18 protein-coding genes are annotated in these 15,583 nt (G+C 41.2%); 1 reads left to right on the forward strand and 17 read right to left on the reverse strand.

What is annotated here, in order from left to right; genetic code table 11:
* Positions 1–60: 60 nt before the first annotated feature.
* Genes NST73_RS10545 through NST73_RS10575 form a run of 7 tightly spaced genes read right to left on the reverse strand, consistent with a single transcriptional unit; the run spans position 61 to position 5,632 of the window.
* Positions 61–1,044: a biotin--[acetyl-CoA-carboxylase] ligase gene (locus tag NST73_RS10545; protein WP_144679431.1), complete on the reverse strand. Its 984-nt coding sequence runs from the start codon at positions 1,042–1,044 to the stop codon at positions 61–63.
* Entirely contained in the window at positions 1,017–2,219 is a 1,203-nt protein-coding gene (locus tag NST73_RS10550) for a CCA tRNA nucleotidyltransferase (RefSeq protein ID WP_144679429.1), read from the reverse strand. Before NST73_RS10550 ends, NST73_RS10545 begins: the two co-directional genes overlap by 28 nt.
* Entirely contained in the window at positions 2,212–3,357 is a 1,146-nt protein-coding gene (bshA, locus tag NST73_RS10555; RefSeq protein ID WP_144679426.1) for an N-acetyl-alpha-D-glucosaminyl L-malate synthase BshA, read from the reverse strand. The genes NST73_RS10550 and bshA overlap by 8 nt, the downstream gene beginning before the upstream one ends.
* 2 nt (positions 3,358–3,359) lie before the next feature.
* Positions 3,360–4,064: a bacillithiol biosynthesis deacetylase BshB1 gene (bshB1, locus tag NST73_RS10560; RefSeq protein WP_024718519.1), complete on the reverse strand. Its 705-nt coding sequence runs from the start codon at positions 4,062–4,064 to the stop codon at positions 3,360–3,362.
* Positions 4,051–4,470 (reverse strand): methylglyoxal synthase, encoded by a 420-nt coding sequence (gene mgsA / locus NST73_RS10565; protein ID WP_035702930.1) that lies wholly within the window; start codon positions 4,468–4,470, stop codon positions 4,051–4,053. The genes bshB1 and mgsA overlap by 14 nt, the downstream gene beginning before the upstream one ends.
* A 17-nt stretch (positions 4,471–4,487) precedes the next feature.
* The gene (gene dapB, locus NST73_RS10570; RefSeq protein ID WP_017359745.1) at positions 4,488–5,291 is read right to left on the reverse strand and encodes a 4-hydroxy-tetrahydrodipicolinate reductase; all 804 of its coding nucleotides are present in this window, start codon (positions 5,289–5,291) and stop codon (positions 4,488–4,490) included.
* 5 nt (positions 5,292–5,296) lie between these two features.
* Positions 5,297–5,632: a nucleotide pyrophosphohydrolase gene (locus NST73_RS10575; protein WP_039165700.1), complete on the reverse strand. Its 336-nt coding sequence runs from the start codon at positions 5,630–5,632 to the stop codon at positions 5,297–5,299.
* 137 nt (positions 5,633–5,769) lie between these two features.
* Between NST73_RS10575 and NST73_RS10580 the strand changes: the two genes are divergently transcribed.
* Positions 5,770–6,642, forward strand: coding sequence for a YitT family protein (locus tag NST73_RS10580; RefSeq protein WP_003215598.1), 873 nt, complete (start codon positions 5,770–5,772; stop codon positions 6,640–6,642).
* Between the two features lie 31 nt (positions 6,643–6,673).
* On the opposite strand, the gene ypjB is transcribed toward NST73_RS10580, so the two are convergent.
* The 10 genes from ypjB to NST73_RS10630 all read right to left on the reverse strand — a co-directional run bounded on the left by ypjB (position 6,674) and on the right by NST73_RS10630 (position 15,475).
* On the reverse strand, positions 6,674–7,480 hold the full coding sequence (gene ypjB, locus NST73_RS10585; protein WP_212338113.1) for a sporulation protein YpjB: 807 nt from the start codon (positions 7,478–7,480) through the stop codon (positions 6,674–6,676).
* A 65-nt stretch (positions 7,481–7,545) separates the two neighbouring features.
* Positions 7,546–8,139, reverse strand: coding sequence for a DUF1405 domain-containing protein (locus NST73_RS10590; protein ID WP_342499084.1), 594 nt, complete (start codon positions 8,137–8,139; stop codon positions 7,546–7,548).
* A 102-nt stretch (positions 8,140–8,241) separates the two neighbouring features.
* Complete coding sequence (locus NST73_RS10595; RefSeq protein WP_008344567.1) at positions 8,242–9,009, reverse strand: menaquinol-cytochrome c reductase cytochrome b/c subunit; 768 nt, start codon at positions 9,007–9,009, stop codon at positions 8,242–8,244.
* Between the two features lie 41 nt (positions 9,010–9,050).
* Entirely contained in the window at positions 9,051–9,725 is a 675-nt protein-coding gene (gene qcrB / locus NST73_RS10600) for a menaquinol-cytochrome c reductase cytochrome b subunit (RefSeq protein WP_003215804.1), read from the reverse strand.
* A gap of 2 nt (positions 9,726–9,727) precedes the next feature.
* Positions 9,728–10,234 carry a ubiquinol-cytochrome c reductase iron-sulfur subunit gene (locus NST73_RS10605; RefSeq protein ID WP_007500911.1) on the reverse strand — a complete coding sequence of 169 codons (507 nt, stop codon included), beginning with the start codon at positions 10,232–10,234 and terminating at the stop codon, positions 9,728–9,730.
* A gap of 144 nt (positions 10,235–10,378) precedes the next feature.
* A complete protein-coding gene (locus tag NST73_RS10610; RefSeq protein ID WP_024718515.1) occupies positions 10,379–10,825 on the reverse strand; it encodes a YpiF family protein in 447 nt (148 codons plus the stop codon).
* Positions 10,826–10,886: 61 nt separating this feature from the next.
* Positions 10,887–11,426, reverse strand: coding sequence for a ReoY family proteolytic degradation factor (locus NST73_RS10615; RefSeq protein WP_008344562.1), 540 nt, complete (start codon positions 11,424–11,426; stop codon positions 10,887–10,889).
* A 75-nt stretch (positions 11,427–11,501) separates the two neighbouring features.
* Positions 11,502–12,773, reverse strand: a complete 1,272-nt coding sequence (locus NST73_RS10620) for a tetratricopeptide repeat protein (RefSeq protein WP_268373056.1) — start codon at positions 12,771–12,773, stop codon at positions 11,502–11,504.
* A gap of 289 nt (positions 12,774–13,062) precedes the next feature.
* Positions 13,063–14,349 carry a 3-phosphoshikimate 1-carboxyvinyltransferase gene (gene aroA / locus NST73_RS10625; RefSeq protein WP_024718513.1) on the reverse strand — a complete coding sequence of 429 codons (1,287 nt, stop codon included), beginning with the start codon at positions 14,347–14,349 and terminating at the stop codon, positions 13,063–13,065.
* 10 nt (positions 14,350–14,359) lie between these two features.
* Positions 14,360–15,475, reverse strand: coding sequence for a prephenate dehydrogenase (locus NST73_RS10630; RefSeq protein ID WP_039165713.1), 1,116 nt, complete (start codon positions 15,473–15,475; stop codon positions 14,360–14,362).
* Positions 15,476–15,583: the final 108 nt, after the last annotated feature.

The raw sequence follows: 15,583 nt of genomic DNA on the forward strand, positions 1-15,583 counted from the left end.
ACAGTTCTTTTTCAGATACTGTCCACACGAAGTATATCAAAAATGTGCCGGGTGTTCCACTTAAGTTGACTTGATCTCAATGTCAGCGGAGTAGATGTTTTGGATTCCGCCCTCCGTTTCGAGTAAAAGGACCCCTTCATCATTAATCCCAAGCGCCGTTCCAGCATATTGTCCATTGACGGTGCGTGCGATGATACGCTTTCCAATGGTCATCGCATACGCTTCCCATAATTGTTTGATCGGAGCAAAACCATAAGTCATATATTCATCATACCTTTTTTCAAAGGTGGACATGATGGTTTGAATCAATGCCGCTCTGTCTATCTTTTCACCCAGCTCCATTTGCAAACTCGTCGCAACATCCTTTAATTCTTCAGGAAAATCATTTGCCGTCTGATTCACGTTAATGCCTGGACCAATAATGACTGCGTGAACTTGGTCAGCTTCTGCTTTTAATTCAGTCAAAATACCAACGACCTTTTTTCCGTTTAGCAAAATATCGTTTGGCCATTTGATTGATGGACTGAGACCCGTTTGCTGCGCTATGGCTTCAGCGATGGCGACAGATGCTAAAAGCGTCATTTGCGGCGCTTTGTGCAGCGGTATTTCCGGCCGGAGAATCAAACTCATCCAAATGCCTGTCCCATTTGGTGAATGCCACGTTCTTTGAAGGCGGCCTTTTCCGTTTGTCTGATGATCACTGACAACAAGCGAGCCGTGCGGGGCTCCTTTATTGACGAGGTCATGGGCAATGAGCTGAGTTGAGGCGACTTCTTCTTGAAAGTAAATATGCCTGCCAAACAGCTCTGTTTCCAAACCAAACAGAATTTCGTCTTCACTAATTTTGTCCGGTTTACGAAGCAGCCGGTATCCTTTTCTTCTGACCGCTTCGACCTCATATCCCTCTTTTCGCAAATCCTCTATATGCTTCCATACTGCCGTTCGGGAGCAGCCAAGCTCATCACATATTTGCTGGCTTGAGACAAAATCTTGCTCAGATGCTGTAAATAGTTCAATTAATCGTTTTCTAATCGCTGATCGCACGCTATGAGCCACTCCTCTATGGCTTCTTTTCGGTTTTCAAGCTGGTTTTGCAATACGGCTTTTTTTACAGAAGAAAGCTCTTCTGCAATCCATTTACCAGCTGGCTTTTGCCGAAAGGCCATCAAATCTTTTCCTGACACTGCAAGGTCTTGAAGCTGTTTAATCGGCAACGCATCATATGAACGTTTCGCCGCCTCCAGCTCATCAAAGAAAATGCGGCGCTCATGTTTGAGCTGCGTGATTTTCATACTAGAAAGCAGGACATGTTCACCAGCTTCAAACATTTTTTCCGCATCCCAGTCACAATCAACATATTTGCTAATGGCAACGGCTTCTTTTAAAAGTTTCGTTGATAACTTCCATTCTTTTAAAAAGGACACTGCCTCCGCCTCATCTAGACCAAGTAAATGGATAAAGGCTCCCCACACCTCATCTAACCCATCCAATAAATAATACGGGAAAGCTTGGAACGTTTCATTCAGCTGTTCCTTTTTGAGGCCGGGCAATTCTTCATACAATTTGGTGGAGATGAGCACCTTGATGGCTTGTTCACAGTAGCGGCCTTTTAAAAGTTTTTCCATTTCGATTTTTTTGCGTTCAACAGATATGTTAGCAAGCAGATGTTTATCTTTTTTCATTGCTTCTTCCGTCTCTTTAGAAAGCTCAAACCCGAGCTGGCTTAAAAACCGCACCGCTCTCATCATCCGAAGCGCATCTTCTTGAAAGCGGCATGCAGGATCTCCAACCGTTTGAATTCGTCTTCGCTTAATATCCCGCTTGCCGCCTACATGGTCAATGATGTCACCATGAATATCCATGGCCACTGCATTGATCGTTAAATCTCTTCTTAAAAGATCTTCTTTTAGTGATGAAATAAACGCCACTTCTTTAGGCCGGCGAAAGTCTTCATATTCTGATTCAGTCCGAAACGTAGTGACCTCATAGCTGACCCCGTCAAGTAACACAATAACAGTGCCATGCTCTTTGCCGACATCTACTGTTTTATCAAATAAAGACTCCACCACATCAGGTGTGGCATCTGTCGCAATATCGATATCTCCAATTTCCCTGCCTAAAAGGACATCTCTCACCGCACCGCCGACAAAATAAGCTTGATACCCATGTTCATGCAGTGTATGTAAAATAGGGATCGCATGTGTGAATGGTTCATTCATCTTCAACATCACCTTCGATCAATTCTAAGTAAAGCTCTTCATACTCTCTCACAATTTTGTTAGAAGAGAAATTGGCTTCAACACTAGACTTGGCTGCCATCGATATTTGCTTATGGAGCGCATTGTCTTTCAGAATAGAGATGGCATGTTTTGCTGCTCCATCTACATCACCAAGCGGAACAAGGAATCCTGTCTCTCCATGTGCAATCACCTCTGGAATTCCTCCAACGTCTGTTCCTATACAAGGTACTCCGCATGCCATTGCTTCAAGTAGTACAAGACCAAAACTCTCTTTCTCAGAAAGCAGCAGCTTCAAATCACTAATCGAATAGAGCTCCTCCACCTTCTCTTGCTTTCCTAAAAATAACACGCGGTCCGTTAATCCAAGCTTTTTCACAAGCTCGCAAACAACCGATTTTTCAGGTCCGTCCCCAATCAGTAGCAGTTTTGCATTCACCTGTTCAGAAATCTGTTTAAACACATGGATTACGTCATGCACCCGCTTCACTTTACGGAAATTTGATACATGGATGACGACCTTCTCATCCTGCAGAAGACCATAATGCGTCTTCAGCACTTCGTGATCTTCACGCAAATATACACGCTCATCGACGAAATTATGGATCGTATCAATTTTTTTATTCGGTTTAATCAGATCGTATGTCTGCGCAGCTAATGAATGTGATACAGCTGTTACGCGGTCAGATGATTCGATCGCAAACCGGATGACTTCCTTTAAAGATGGGTCATAGCCTAAAACCGTAATATCCGTCCCGTGAAGGGTGGTGACGACTTTGACAGACTGTCCAGTCATTTGTTTGGCTAAGAACGCACAGACAGCGTGAGGGACCGCATAATGCGCATGAATAATATCAAGCTTCTCTCGTTTTGCGACTTCTGCGAGTTTACTTGCCAGTGCAAGGTCATAAGGCGGATATTGAAATACAGCATATTGATTGACATCCACCTCATGAAAATAAATATTCGGATACACTTTATTGAGTCTAAACGGAATACTTGAGGTAATGAAATGAACATCGTGCCCTTTTTCAGCTAAACGTTTTCCAAGCTCTGTGGCAATAATGCCCGAACCGCCAACACTCGGATAACAAGTGATTCCGATCTTCAATTTTTTCATAATTACCCCCCAAGTAAGTCATCGTCCATCAAAAGTGGCTTCTTTGTCAGAAACCCTTCTGCAAAAGGTTTATTGACTTCCCTTCCATACATCGACTCTCTCATTTTGACAAAATCGATATAACCATTTACAAGCGGTGTCTCCACTGAACTCTCTGTTTTGACAAATTGGCTTTTATACGCATGTAAGCTATCAATTTTTTGCTTCATCTCGTCTGAGATATCGATCACAAAATCTGGACGATGGTGGCCATTAATCATGTAATAATACATCTGGCTTATTTTATGCGCTGGCTGCTTGTATGAATCTTCAAATTTATGTATACCTGCAGAAAAAGCGGCCTCTTCTACAAGTGAACCCGCATGACCATGATCAGGATGCCGATCTTGGTGGTGCGGGGCAAAAATAAGTCTCGGTTTGTATGTTCGGATGACACCTGCAATTTCTTTCATCGCTTCGTCATTCAGATAAAGTCCTCTATCTGGCAGCGTGAGCTGGATTCGAGTCGTGACGCCTAAAATGGCAGCGGCTGCTCTGGCCTCTTCTTTTCGGCTTTCAACCGTTCCATTTGAAGATAATTCAGCCTGAGTCAAGTCACAAATCCCAACACGTGCCCCTTTTTTTACGTATTTTGCAATCGTTCCACCCATACCGATCTCTACATCATCGCTATGGGCACCGAATGCAAGGATATCAAGTGGTTTCATGCGTTCCTCCGTTTTTTGCTACATCTCGAAAATCAAACGTACCTTTATTTAAATTCCTGACTAAAATTTCGGCAGTCCCCATATTGGTTGCTAATGGGATGGCATACACATCGCAAAGCCGGATGAGTGCAGATACATCCGGTTCATGCGGCTGTGCAGTGAGAGGGTCTCTAAAAAAGAGCACAAGATCCATTGCATTATCAGCAATCATAGCACCGATCTGCTGATCTCCTCCAAGTGGTCCTGATTGGAAACGATGAATGGGCAGCCCAGTCGCTTCTTTCACTCTTAAACCTGTGGTTCCTGTTGCATAAAGTGTATGATCTGCCAAAAGATCTCGATACGCAATGGCGAATTGAATCATGTCACTTTTTTTCTTATCGTGAGCGATTAAAGCAATGTTCATCAGGGATCCACTCCTTATTAGTCGATAATATTTTCTAAGCCATAGACGAGTTGATCAATATGCATCACCTGTTCAACAGAAAGCTTCACACCTGACATAAAGGATGCACGGTTATAAGAATCATGACGGATCGTGAGCGTCTGTCCGTCCATTCCAAACAGCACTTCTTGATGAGCAATCATGCCTGGAAGCCTTACGCTGTGAAGACGGATGCCATCATAATCTGCTCCTCGAGCACCTTCGATTAGTTCTTTTTCTTCAGGGTGCCCCTGCTTTTTGCTTTCTCTTACTTCAGCAATCATTTCAGCCGTTTTTAGTCCTGTACCGCTCGGAGCGTCCAATTTTTTATCATGATGAAGCTCAATGATTTCAACATCAGGAAAATAATTTGCTGCCATTTTGGCAAACTTCATCATTAAAACAGCACCAACAGCAAAGTTAGGCGCAATAATACAGCCTATCCCTTTTTCTTCTGTTAATTGCTGAAGTTCTTTTAGGTCGTCTTCTGAAAAACCTGTTGTGCCTACGACTGGACGTACGCCATGTTCAAGGGCTTTTTTTGTATGTACTTTCCCGATTTCTGGGGTCGTCAAATCAATTAATACATCCGGTGCTGTTTCTGAAAGACACACGTCAATATCTGTATAAATGGGCGCATCAGATGTTGTATGAAGCACATCTGATAGCTTTTTCCCCTCATGTGTGTGATCAAGTGCTGCTACTAGTTCGAAGTGGCTTGTTTCTTCTGCCAGCTTGACAGCCTCTATCCCCATTCTTCCTCTTGCTCCAGCGATTACTACTTTGATGGTTTGATTCGTCATCTTCTCTACTTCCCTTCTTTTTTCGTCCAGCGGTCTTTGTCTCTTGTATTGAATTTATGCATCACACGATCATGGGCTTCTTCAAGTGATATATTGAGTGAATTGGCAAGGCATGTTAACACAAACAGCACATCGCCAATTTCTTCTTCCATGCTTTTTTCTGTTTCTGATGTTTTTTTCGGCTTTTCTCCATAGTAATGGTTGACCTCTCTTGCCAGCTCACCTAATTCTTCTGTCAGACGGGCCATCATGGCAAGCGGGCTGAAATAGCCTTCTTTAAATTGTCCTATGTAATCATCGACTTCTTGCTGCACGTGACGCAGCGTTTTTTCATTCGTCATGAAGCTCATCCTCCTATCCATCTCTTACATGTTAGCGAAATCATAAATATTTGACAAATGTTTAAAACTCAGTTTGCTTGTTTCTCTTCCATACCATATAATATTATCGCTGTCTAAGCAAAAAAAGGAGTGATCTTTTGCTAAAAGAAATTCGTCTTAAAAATATCGTATTTATTTTAATAGGATCTGCGATTTTTTCTTTCGGCCTTGTTCATTTTAATATGCAGAACAACTTGGCGGAAGGCGGATTTACAGGTATCACACTGCTTTTATATTTTCTATTTCACATTGACCCATCTATTTCAAACCTTGTTTTAAACATTCCGATCTTTTTTATCGGCTGGAAAATGCTTGGCAGAACCATGTTTACATATACAATTGTCGGAACCGTCAGTCTTTCTGTCTTTCTAGCCATCTTCCAGCGCTTTCAAATACATATGCCTCTTCAGCACGATTTAGCCTTAGCCGCACTCTTTGCAGGTGTATTTATCGGAACAGGCCTCGGAATCATCTTTAAATTCGGCGGGACAACAGGCGGCGTGGACATTATTGCAAGACTGATCAACAAACATTATCAAGTCGCAATGGGAAGAACGATGTTTATCTTCGACGCATGCGTCATTACCATCTCTCTCACCTATTTAAATTACAAAGAAGCCATGTATACACTTGTTGCCGTATTTGTTGCTGCAAAAGTCATCGACTTCATGCAAGAAGGCGCTTACGCTGCCAAAGGAGCGATGATTATTTCTGAAAAGGATGACATCATTCAAAAGAAAATCACAGAGGAAATGGAGCGCGGAGTGACCATTTTAAAGGGTGTCGGCTCCTATACGAAACAGGAACGCAACGTCCTTTACTGCGTCGTTCCAAAAAATGAGCTTGTCCACCTCAAGAGCGTCGTAACTTCCGTCGATCCTCATGCCTTTGTATCAGTGAGTGACGTGCATGACGTACTTGGTGAAGGCTTCACATTAGATGAACATAAAAAGCCGCTCAATCCCCACTAAAAAAAGAAGCCCGATAACGGTGCTTCTTTTTTTATGATTTTGGATAATCGGCTTGTCGCTTTTGCTTTTTTTCTTTTTCAGCACGGTATTTCCTAAACCCAACATACGTTAGAGTGAGTAAAATCATACTTCCTGTTGTTAAGATGACCCATAAAAGCGATGGATCCGCTTCATCTTGATCAACGTTCGCAAACACACTTGATAAATCTTCTTCAAGTTTCGTGAGACGCTCAAGCTTTGTCCCACTCGATGCTTTTAAAAATTCACCTTGTTCAATTACTTCCATGTGCTGCTTAATCGTCTGCAGCTTTTCAGGCGAGATATCAATGGTTAAACTCGGATAAATCATATCATACAATGAAACCAGCTCATTCCAAGTTTCATAGAACGTCGTCGATTCTGGATCTTTTACTTCTTTCTTTAATGTCGGAAAAGACCCCATAATCGGCTTCTCGAGCGAACCCCAAAGAGGTTCCGAATTTGATTGTATCGCATCAAGAAGCATTCTAAACTGAGAGGCATACCGAAGTTTTTCGCGCTCATTTAAGTCTTCCTGCGGGAGTCCTTTAATGATATCTTGATAGCCAAGTGTAATTTGCCGAACCTGCGTATTCGTCAGAGTTCCACGCCAATTCTCAGCTTTAAATGTCTTTTCAGCATATAATGCGACTTGTAATGCCTCATCATATTTAGCTTGTCTCGTTAATTGAAAGATTGAATCTGATAGTTCCGTTAATTCTTGCAGCACTTTAGCAGCTGTTGTTTCCTCACCTTTTGCAGCAGCTGGATGCAAGACGAGAAATAATAATAGAATCATCGCGATTGACTTTCGTTTCATGCAAGTCCCTCCTAGCCTTTCTCCATACAGCGTATGAAGAAAAGGACAAGGTTAGACCAACATTGTTAAGGGAGTTCAAGCTTGACCGATTTTTTCGAGAGGACAAGATAATACGAAACAAGAAGAACGGCAATACTTAACCAAAACGTCACGTAGCCGATCTCATTTGAATAGGCAGAAAGCATAGAATAACGCGGCATCATTCCAAACACATAATCAATCACATCATTATGTAAAATCCATATGCCTGCTACAACCAAATGACGCATGTGAAAACGATAATACGGCGCAAATAACACAGCCTGTAACGCCATCGCAAAGTGCGAACCAATTAGCATATATCCTTCCCACGGAAAATCATCAACAGAAACGAGCACGAAAAGATTCATCCCTACAGCCCATAATCCATATTTGATCAAGGTGACAAGGGCCAGTGCTTCAAAATAAGGAGCATGGCGTTTCATTAGAAAGGCTAGTAATACAAATAAAAAGAAAAAGCTTGCCGTCGGACTGTCCGGTACAAAAGGTAAAAAGACAGCCGGCGTCTCTACGAGCTGCGGAATATACCAGTAATAGCCGTACGCAGTGCCAAGAAAGTTGACAATGAGCACGAGCACAAGCATGTAGCGTGTGGCTAGCAGATATTGAATCCATCTCATATTTCTCTTCACTCACGATCTGTTAAAATCAGAAAAAAGCTGACAGCGCCAGCTTTTTTCTCCTTTTGAGTATATCCTTGTACTTGCATTTAAACAACTGAATTATTTAGATTTGACCTCAGATAAATATTTCGAGAGCTTTTCAAGTTCTTCATCGCTGCCTTTAAAAATGCCCTTAGGCATGTTGCCTTTTCCTTCTACAGCGATTTTCGCAATTTCCTCTGGTGCTAAGCCATTGTCAACAAGTGACGGTCCAGCTGCCCCGCCTTGCATATTATCTCCGTGACAGGAGATACATGTCTGCTCTTGATAAATTTTATACTCTTCAGCTGAGGTATCAATCTCTGCTTCTTTCTTGATTTCACCTTGCTTCGCTGCTGCTTCCCAGTCATGAGTAGCAACAGACTCCCATGTTAAATAGGTTGCTGCACCAACTGCAAGAATCATCATCCCAACTGCAATTGGTCTTCGATATGGCCTGCGTTCAGGACCAGAATCAAGAAATGGTGCGAGTAAAAGAGCACCAAACGCAATTCCAGGCATAATCATTGCGCCAACTACTGTATAGCTCCCTGCAGCAAACTCATATTTTAACAACTGGTACAAAAATAAGAAATACCAGTCTGGCAGCGGAATATAGCCCGTATCTGTCGGATCAGCCATCCGCTCAAGCGGAGGTGCATGAACAACAGTTAGGACAAGAAATCCAATTAAAAAAACAGCACCTACAAGCCATTCCTTTAAAAGAAAGTTCGGCCAAAAGGCTTCGGTTTTTCCCGGATATTCGGAATAGTCTTTAGGTATGTTAGGTTTTCTTTCTGCCGGTATTCTGGAATCTCCGACAAACTTCATCCCTTTTCCCCTATGCAAAGTCATCCCCTCCTCATTGAACATTCATCAAACGCAAAATTTTACAGCGGTCCAGAAATTCCTTGCTTACGAATCATAATAAAGTGGGCAGCCATCAGCCCAAATAATGCCGCTGGCAAGAAAAAGACATGGATAGCGAAAAATCTCGTCAGCGTTTGTGCACCTACAATGTCAGGATGACCTGCAAGCAGCGTTTTAATCTCTTTCCCAATGAAAGGTGTCGCCTCTGCAATTTGAAGACCAACCTTCGTCGCAAATAGCGCCTTCATATCCCACGGTAAAAGATATCCTGTAAAACCAAGTCCAAGCATCACAAAGAAAATGAGCACACCGACAATCCAGTTTAGCTCTCTAGGCTTTTTATACGCCCCTTGGAAAAAGACCCTCAGCGTATGTAAAAACATCATAACAATGACTAGACTCGCACCCCAGTGGTGCATCCCTCTTACAATCTGTCCGAATGCCACTTCATTTTGCAAATAATAGACAGATTCCCATGCGTTTTTAATATCCGGTACATAATACATCGTTAAAAACATGCCCGAAAGGACTTGAATGACCGTCACAAAAAACGTTAAACCGCCAAAACAATACACAAAAGCAGAGAAATGATGTGCTGGATTGACGTGCTCTGGCACTTCATGATCCGCAATGTCTCTCCATATCGGTGTGATGTCCAGCCGCTCATCTACCCAATCGTAAATCTTGTTAAGCATCGTTACCCTTCCCCTTTCGGCACAGCTTTTCCAAGATAGAGGTATCCGTCCTTCACTTGCTGCTTATAATGGTCAAGCGGAGCAAGCGGCGGAGTTCCGGGTACGTTTGTACCATCCTTGTCGTACAGCCCATAATGGCATGGGCAGAAAAATTTGTTTGGATTTTTCGGATCACTGTTCCAGTTCACTGTACATCCTAAATGTTTACAGATTGGCGATAAAGCGACAATTTCATCCCCTTCTTTGTACACCCATGCAGACCTAGATTCCTTTGACTCATACCATGCATCTACTTGATCAATTTTAAAGTCAAAGCGCTTCGGTTCTTTTGTCAGTTCATCTACACTGACAACTTGAACCATATCCTGATCCTCTGTTCCTTTTAGCACTGGGTCAAGCGCAAAGCGAACCATAGGCATGAGCATTCCAGCGGCCATAAATCCCCCCACGCCGGTCAACGTGTAATTCAAAAATTGACGCCTGGACACTCCATGTCTCTTCTCGCTCATTTTTTTCTCCCCCCCTCAGGTCGTCAGCTACTTTATAACTGAATTAGAAAAAATTTCATAAAACTAGGACACCCTCATAATATATCAATCTATTCACAAGGTCAACAGCCTAAAAAGCTATGTACAATGCAAATGTAAGGGTTTTTATGAAGGGTTCCATTTTTGTAACAAAAAGTTCAAAATTTGTTCTACACTGTCTTGAATGACTTTTTGCTTTAAATTGACCTTTAAATGCTCAAGCGGAACAGACTGCAATATAAATGCCGATTCGCTCACTTCTAGCTGTTCTTTCCATTTGTTATCAGATGTGATAAACACAACATGCTGAAAATGTTCTTGCAATGATTGTTTTAGTGCAAGTATGTCTTCTTGCTTACGATTATTTACTTCTAAATATGTATATGGAGGAAAAAGAAACACTCTGCCTTTCAGTTGCCTTTCAAGATCCTCAGCCACAAGCATTGTAAACTCACCTAAAGACACGGTTTGTTTGATATGGCTTGCATTTATCCCAACTAATGGAATGATAGCGGTATCAATGTAATCTTTAGATTGTAAAAAGAGATCCGCGTCCTCCGCCTGAAACTTCATCTAGTTCCCCTCTTTCATCACATAAGCCCTGCCTGTATAGGGCAAGGCTTATTGGCTTGGTTTATGATAATAGGCTTAATTCTTTTGCTAACTTATTAAATGTTTCTTGATCATGACGGTCAAGCGCTTCATCGATTTCTTTCATCAGCCGTTCTTTTTGGAAAGTAGCGATAGAATGCTCTAGCACTTTCTCAGCAAGATCTTTATCTTTTTCATTTTCATAAAGATCTTTAGGAATATGAGGATTTGTTTCAAGTACAGCGGCATATTCCGGCGAACGATATGCAGATCGGAAATTCAATTGAATAAACAAATCTTGCTGTTTATTCAAACGAATATCATGAAATGATTTTTCTGCATCTGTCGTCATGATATTTTCTTTATAAAATCTAAAGGGAACTTCATCCACACAGTGTGTTGACATAATAATTCCCCTTGGGCAAAATTCTGCTTGCTCTACAAAATGAACCTTTTCCATCAAAGAGTCGTGACTCATTAAATAATTTAATATCCAAACACACTCTCTTCGCTTTAACTGATAATGGTTTAAGAACCACCGGATAAATTCCTTCTTTTCATTGACAGAAACAGGGGTCTGCATGTTATTCCCTCCTCTATCGTAAATTAAATTTCTATACATGAATTATTCAACAAACCAGTTCTTCATTCCTGCAAACTATAAGGAAATTTCGTCTTCAATTCTTAAAATCGTTTCTTCAATTTCTTCATTCGTGCCATCTTTCTGAAGAACTTTTCGTAATAACGGCAAGGCTTCTTTTTGTCTACCTTCTTCTAAAAGGAACGAAGCATATTCATATAAAAAGTCACGTTCCTCATCAAAATCAGGCAGAGCAAGTTTGAAATACTCAGCGGCTTCATCGTATTCTTCTCGTCCGACAGAAGCAGAAGCAGCATACCAATTCCATTTTGGATCTTCTTCCCCAAAGCTTTTAACCTCTTTAATCACATCCAGAATTTCATCAAACAGCTCTTCATTTAAATAGATCGCAAGCAGCGTTTGAACCGCTTCAATATATCCTGGATCAAGAGCAAGTGCTTCTTGAAGCAATTTTTTCGCATCTTCCGAATGGCCATTTTTTAAATCAATCTTTGCCCCATATAAGTATAACTCTTTGTTATACTCATCCACTTTAATTCCTTCTTTTACTATCTCTAAAGCTTCATGATATAGTCCTTCTTCCTCATAGCTTTTGGCTAAAGGCATATAAAGTGACGAATACGAAGGATCAATATCTTTTAGTTCAGAGAGCTGCTGAATAGCCGTTTTCGTTCTGCCAGCCCTCATCGCTGTAAATCCGTAGCCAAAAAGTGTATTTGGATCCACTTGATCCTTTACAGCCTTTTCATACCATTCAAGGGCATCTTCAAATTCTCCAGCTGTGCTTAATGATTCAGCGAGCCGCTGATATACATTGACACCACCAATTTCATTTTGTTGATCGGCCACTTTGTAGAAATAGTCGGACGCTTTCTTTGAAAGACCTTGAGAAAAATACAATTCCCCTAAAGCAAAATCAATGACGGCTTCATGAGGTAGTAACTCTTTCGCTTTTAAAAGCTTTTGTTCACTAACTTCAAATAGTCCTTGCATTTGATACAAATCTGCCATTAACAATAAACTCTCTGGATACGCATCGTCATCTTCAGGAATCGTTTCAAGAACTGCTATTGCCTTCTCTTCTTCATCAGAGTCTATTAACAGCTCTGCATAAAAACAGGTTAATCCTGTTTCTTCTGGATATAAATCATGTAAATCACTAATGAGATTCCGTGCTTTATCAATATCTCCCCAGTCATAATATAACTGAGCTGCCTGCGCTTTTTCTTCATCATGAAGATGCTTCTCTGCTTGAGCAAGTGTTTGGAGTCCCTTTTCAGTCTCACCCGCCTCAACTAATTTTATGGCTTCTTGTAATGAACTATTCAAATCAAACCGTTCCTTTCTGTTTCCAAAAACCTAAACTGTTGTTACTTCATATCATAATCGACAGCTGCATATCCAGCAAATATGTTGCTCTTTTAACATGAAGCCATTTTTGTGTTTTGAAGACTCTTTTTCAATCAATACTTTACTAAACTGATGATTTGTAAACCGAATACGCTAAAAAATTGTTTTTGAATCAGCAAAATGCTCTTTTTCAAGGTTTCACCTTGAGACAAGCTATGCTATAGTTCTTTCAAATATGCAAAAGGAAAGAAAAAGCCTGAGGAAATCCTCAGACTGTTTGCGTTAAGTATTCAATGTGTTCAAAGAAATTTGGGTAAGATACACGTACTGCATCTGTATCTTCAATCTCGATTGCTTGCTCTGTTATACATGCCGCAATTCCTAACATCATACCAATTCGATGATCTCCGTAGCTTGAGACGACTGCGCCGCCTTTAAGGCTCGTTTTACCATGAATCTTCATTCCATCATCTGTTGCTTCAATATGAGCACCTAGTTTTTTAAGTTCTGAAACGACTGTATCAATCCGATTGGTTTCTTTCACTTTTAATTCAGCGGCATCTTTAATGATCGTTGTTCCTTCTGCTTGAGTAGCTAGGAGCGCAATAATAGGAATTTCGTCGATGAGTCTAGAGATCATATCACCTGAAATGTCGATCCCTTTTAATGAAGAGGTAGAGATCGTTAAATCACCGTACGGTTCTCCGCCTTTAGCATCCACTTCTTGAATGTCGAGGTCTGCACCCATTTGTTTTAGCACATCTATTATACCAGTTCTCGTTTTGTTCAAACCGACATTTCTCAATACAATCCGGCTGTTTGGAACGATAGATCCAGCCACTAAGAAAAATGCAGCTGAAGAAATATCTCCAGGGACAAATACATCTGTTGCTTTTAACGTTTGTCCACCTTCAATTGAAACACTTTGTGCATCTTCATGTAGCGAGACACCAAACATTGATAACATTCTTTCGGTATGGTCTCTTGATTTATGCGGTTCAGTTAACGTCGTTGTTCCTTCTGCCTGCAGTCCAGCTAGAAGGACAGCCGACTTAATCTGGGCACTGGCAACTGGAGACTCATAAGAGATAGCTTTTAAATTACCCCCACGTATAGAAAGCGGTGTATACTCGCCATTTGCTCTACCATCGATCTTGGCTCCTAATTGTCTTAACGGACCTGTTACCCGTTTCATCGGTCTTTTGGCAATACTTTCGTCTCCGATCAGCGTACTGTGGAACTCACAGCCAGCCAAGATTCCCATCATTAAACGAATGGTCGTGCCAGAGTTACCAACATCGAGAATATCGCTCGGCTCTTTAAGTCCTTTTAGTCCCTTACCATGAATGACAACATCTGTACCTTTTTGTTCGATGTCGACACCCATTTTTCTAAAACAATCAATCGTGCTTAAACAATCAGCGCCAGGAAGAAAGTTTTTTACTACTGTAGTCCCATCAGCAATAGCGCCAAACATCACAGATCTATGAGAAATGGATTTATCTCCTGGAATATGAATTTCTCCATTCATAGGAGCACTTTTATGAATTTTCATGTTCCTCACCTCAATCAGCATAAAATGTATCGTAATTTGCTCTATTTTTTATACAGAGTTCTGCCCGCTTTCGATCGTCATCTGTTTGAAAACTAATACGTAAAATCCCGTTAATGTCTTCTCGCGTTTCAATAATACGGATATTTGTAATACTAATGTTTTCATTTGCTAGATATCCAGTAATTTCCGAAATTACACCAGGATGATCCGGCACATCGACATAAAGATCATAAAAAGCAGGGATCGCTCCTTTTTTCCTCAGAGGCAGGCCGTCGCGATATTCCTTGGCCTCTTGGAAATAAGAGAATAACCCCTCAGCATCTTCTTGTTGCACAAAGGATTCAATGCGGTCAATCTCTTTTTTCCATTCATTAAATCGGTCTAAAATCTTGTTTTTATTGTGCAAAAGGATATCGCGCCACATTGCAGGATTACTTGATGCAATACGGGTAATATCTCGAAAGCCTCCAGCAGCAAACCGTTTTACAAGAGGAAATTCTTCTTCAAAATGATGCGCTTGATGCACAAGACTGGCAGCGACGATGTGTGGAAAGTGACTAATCACACTTGTCACAGCATCATGTTCTTCGGGTGTCATTTCAATGAAATGAGCATTGGTTCCCTTCAGTAGATCCTTCAAACGGTCAACAGCTTGACGACTTGTTACTTTTGCTGGCGTTAAAATGTAGAATGCATTTTCAAATAAAAAGTCTTTCGCTGCAATGACACCTGATTTATGAGACCCTGCCATCGGATGCCCGCCAATAAATTGGTAATGATCAGGCAACGTTTTTTCAGCAAAATGAACGACCTTTTGCTTTGTGCTCCCTACATCCGTAATCGTGAGCTCTCTTTCAATTCCAGATGCCGCAATATCACTTAACATTTTGACGGTTTGTTGTACTGGCGTTGCCAAAATAATCGTTGCTGATGCTTTTAAGCCTTCCATCAAGGACTCAGCAGTCGCGTCGATGATTCCTAGTTTTGTTGCAGCAATCATTTGTTCTTTAGAGACATCATAGCCTACAATTTTTTTATGTGGAAATTCTTTTTTAATCGACAGTGCAATAGAACCACCAATTAAACCAAGCCCAGCGATTAATATGGTTTCGTTTGCTTCATTCATGTTCATCACCTGATTTTTCGCGTAAATTAAACAAGCTGTTTCAATAGCTTATATGTATATTGGATGAGTTACAACGAAAGCCATATCCCATAAACAGGATATGACTTC

This window comes from Bacillus sp. FSL W7-1034 (assembly GCF_038593365.1).
Taxonomy (GTDB): domain Bacteria; phylum Bacillota; class Bacilli; order Bacillales; family Bacillaceae; genus Bacillus; species Bacillus altitudinis.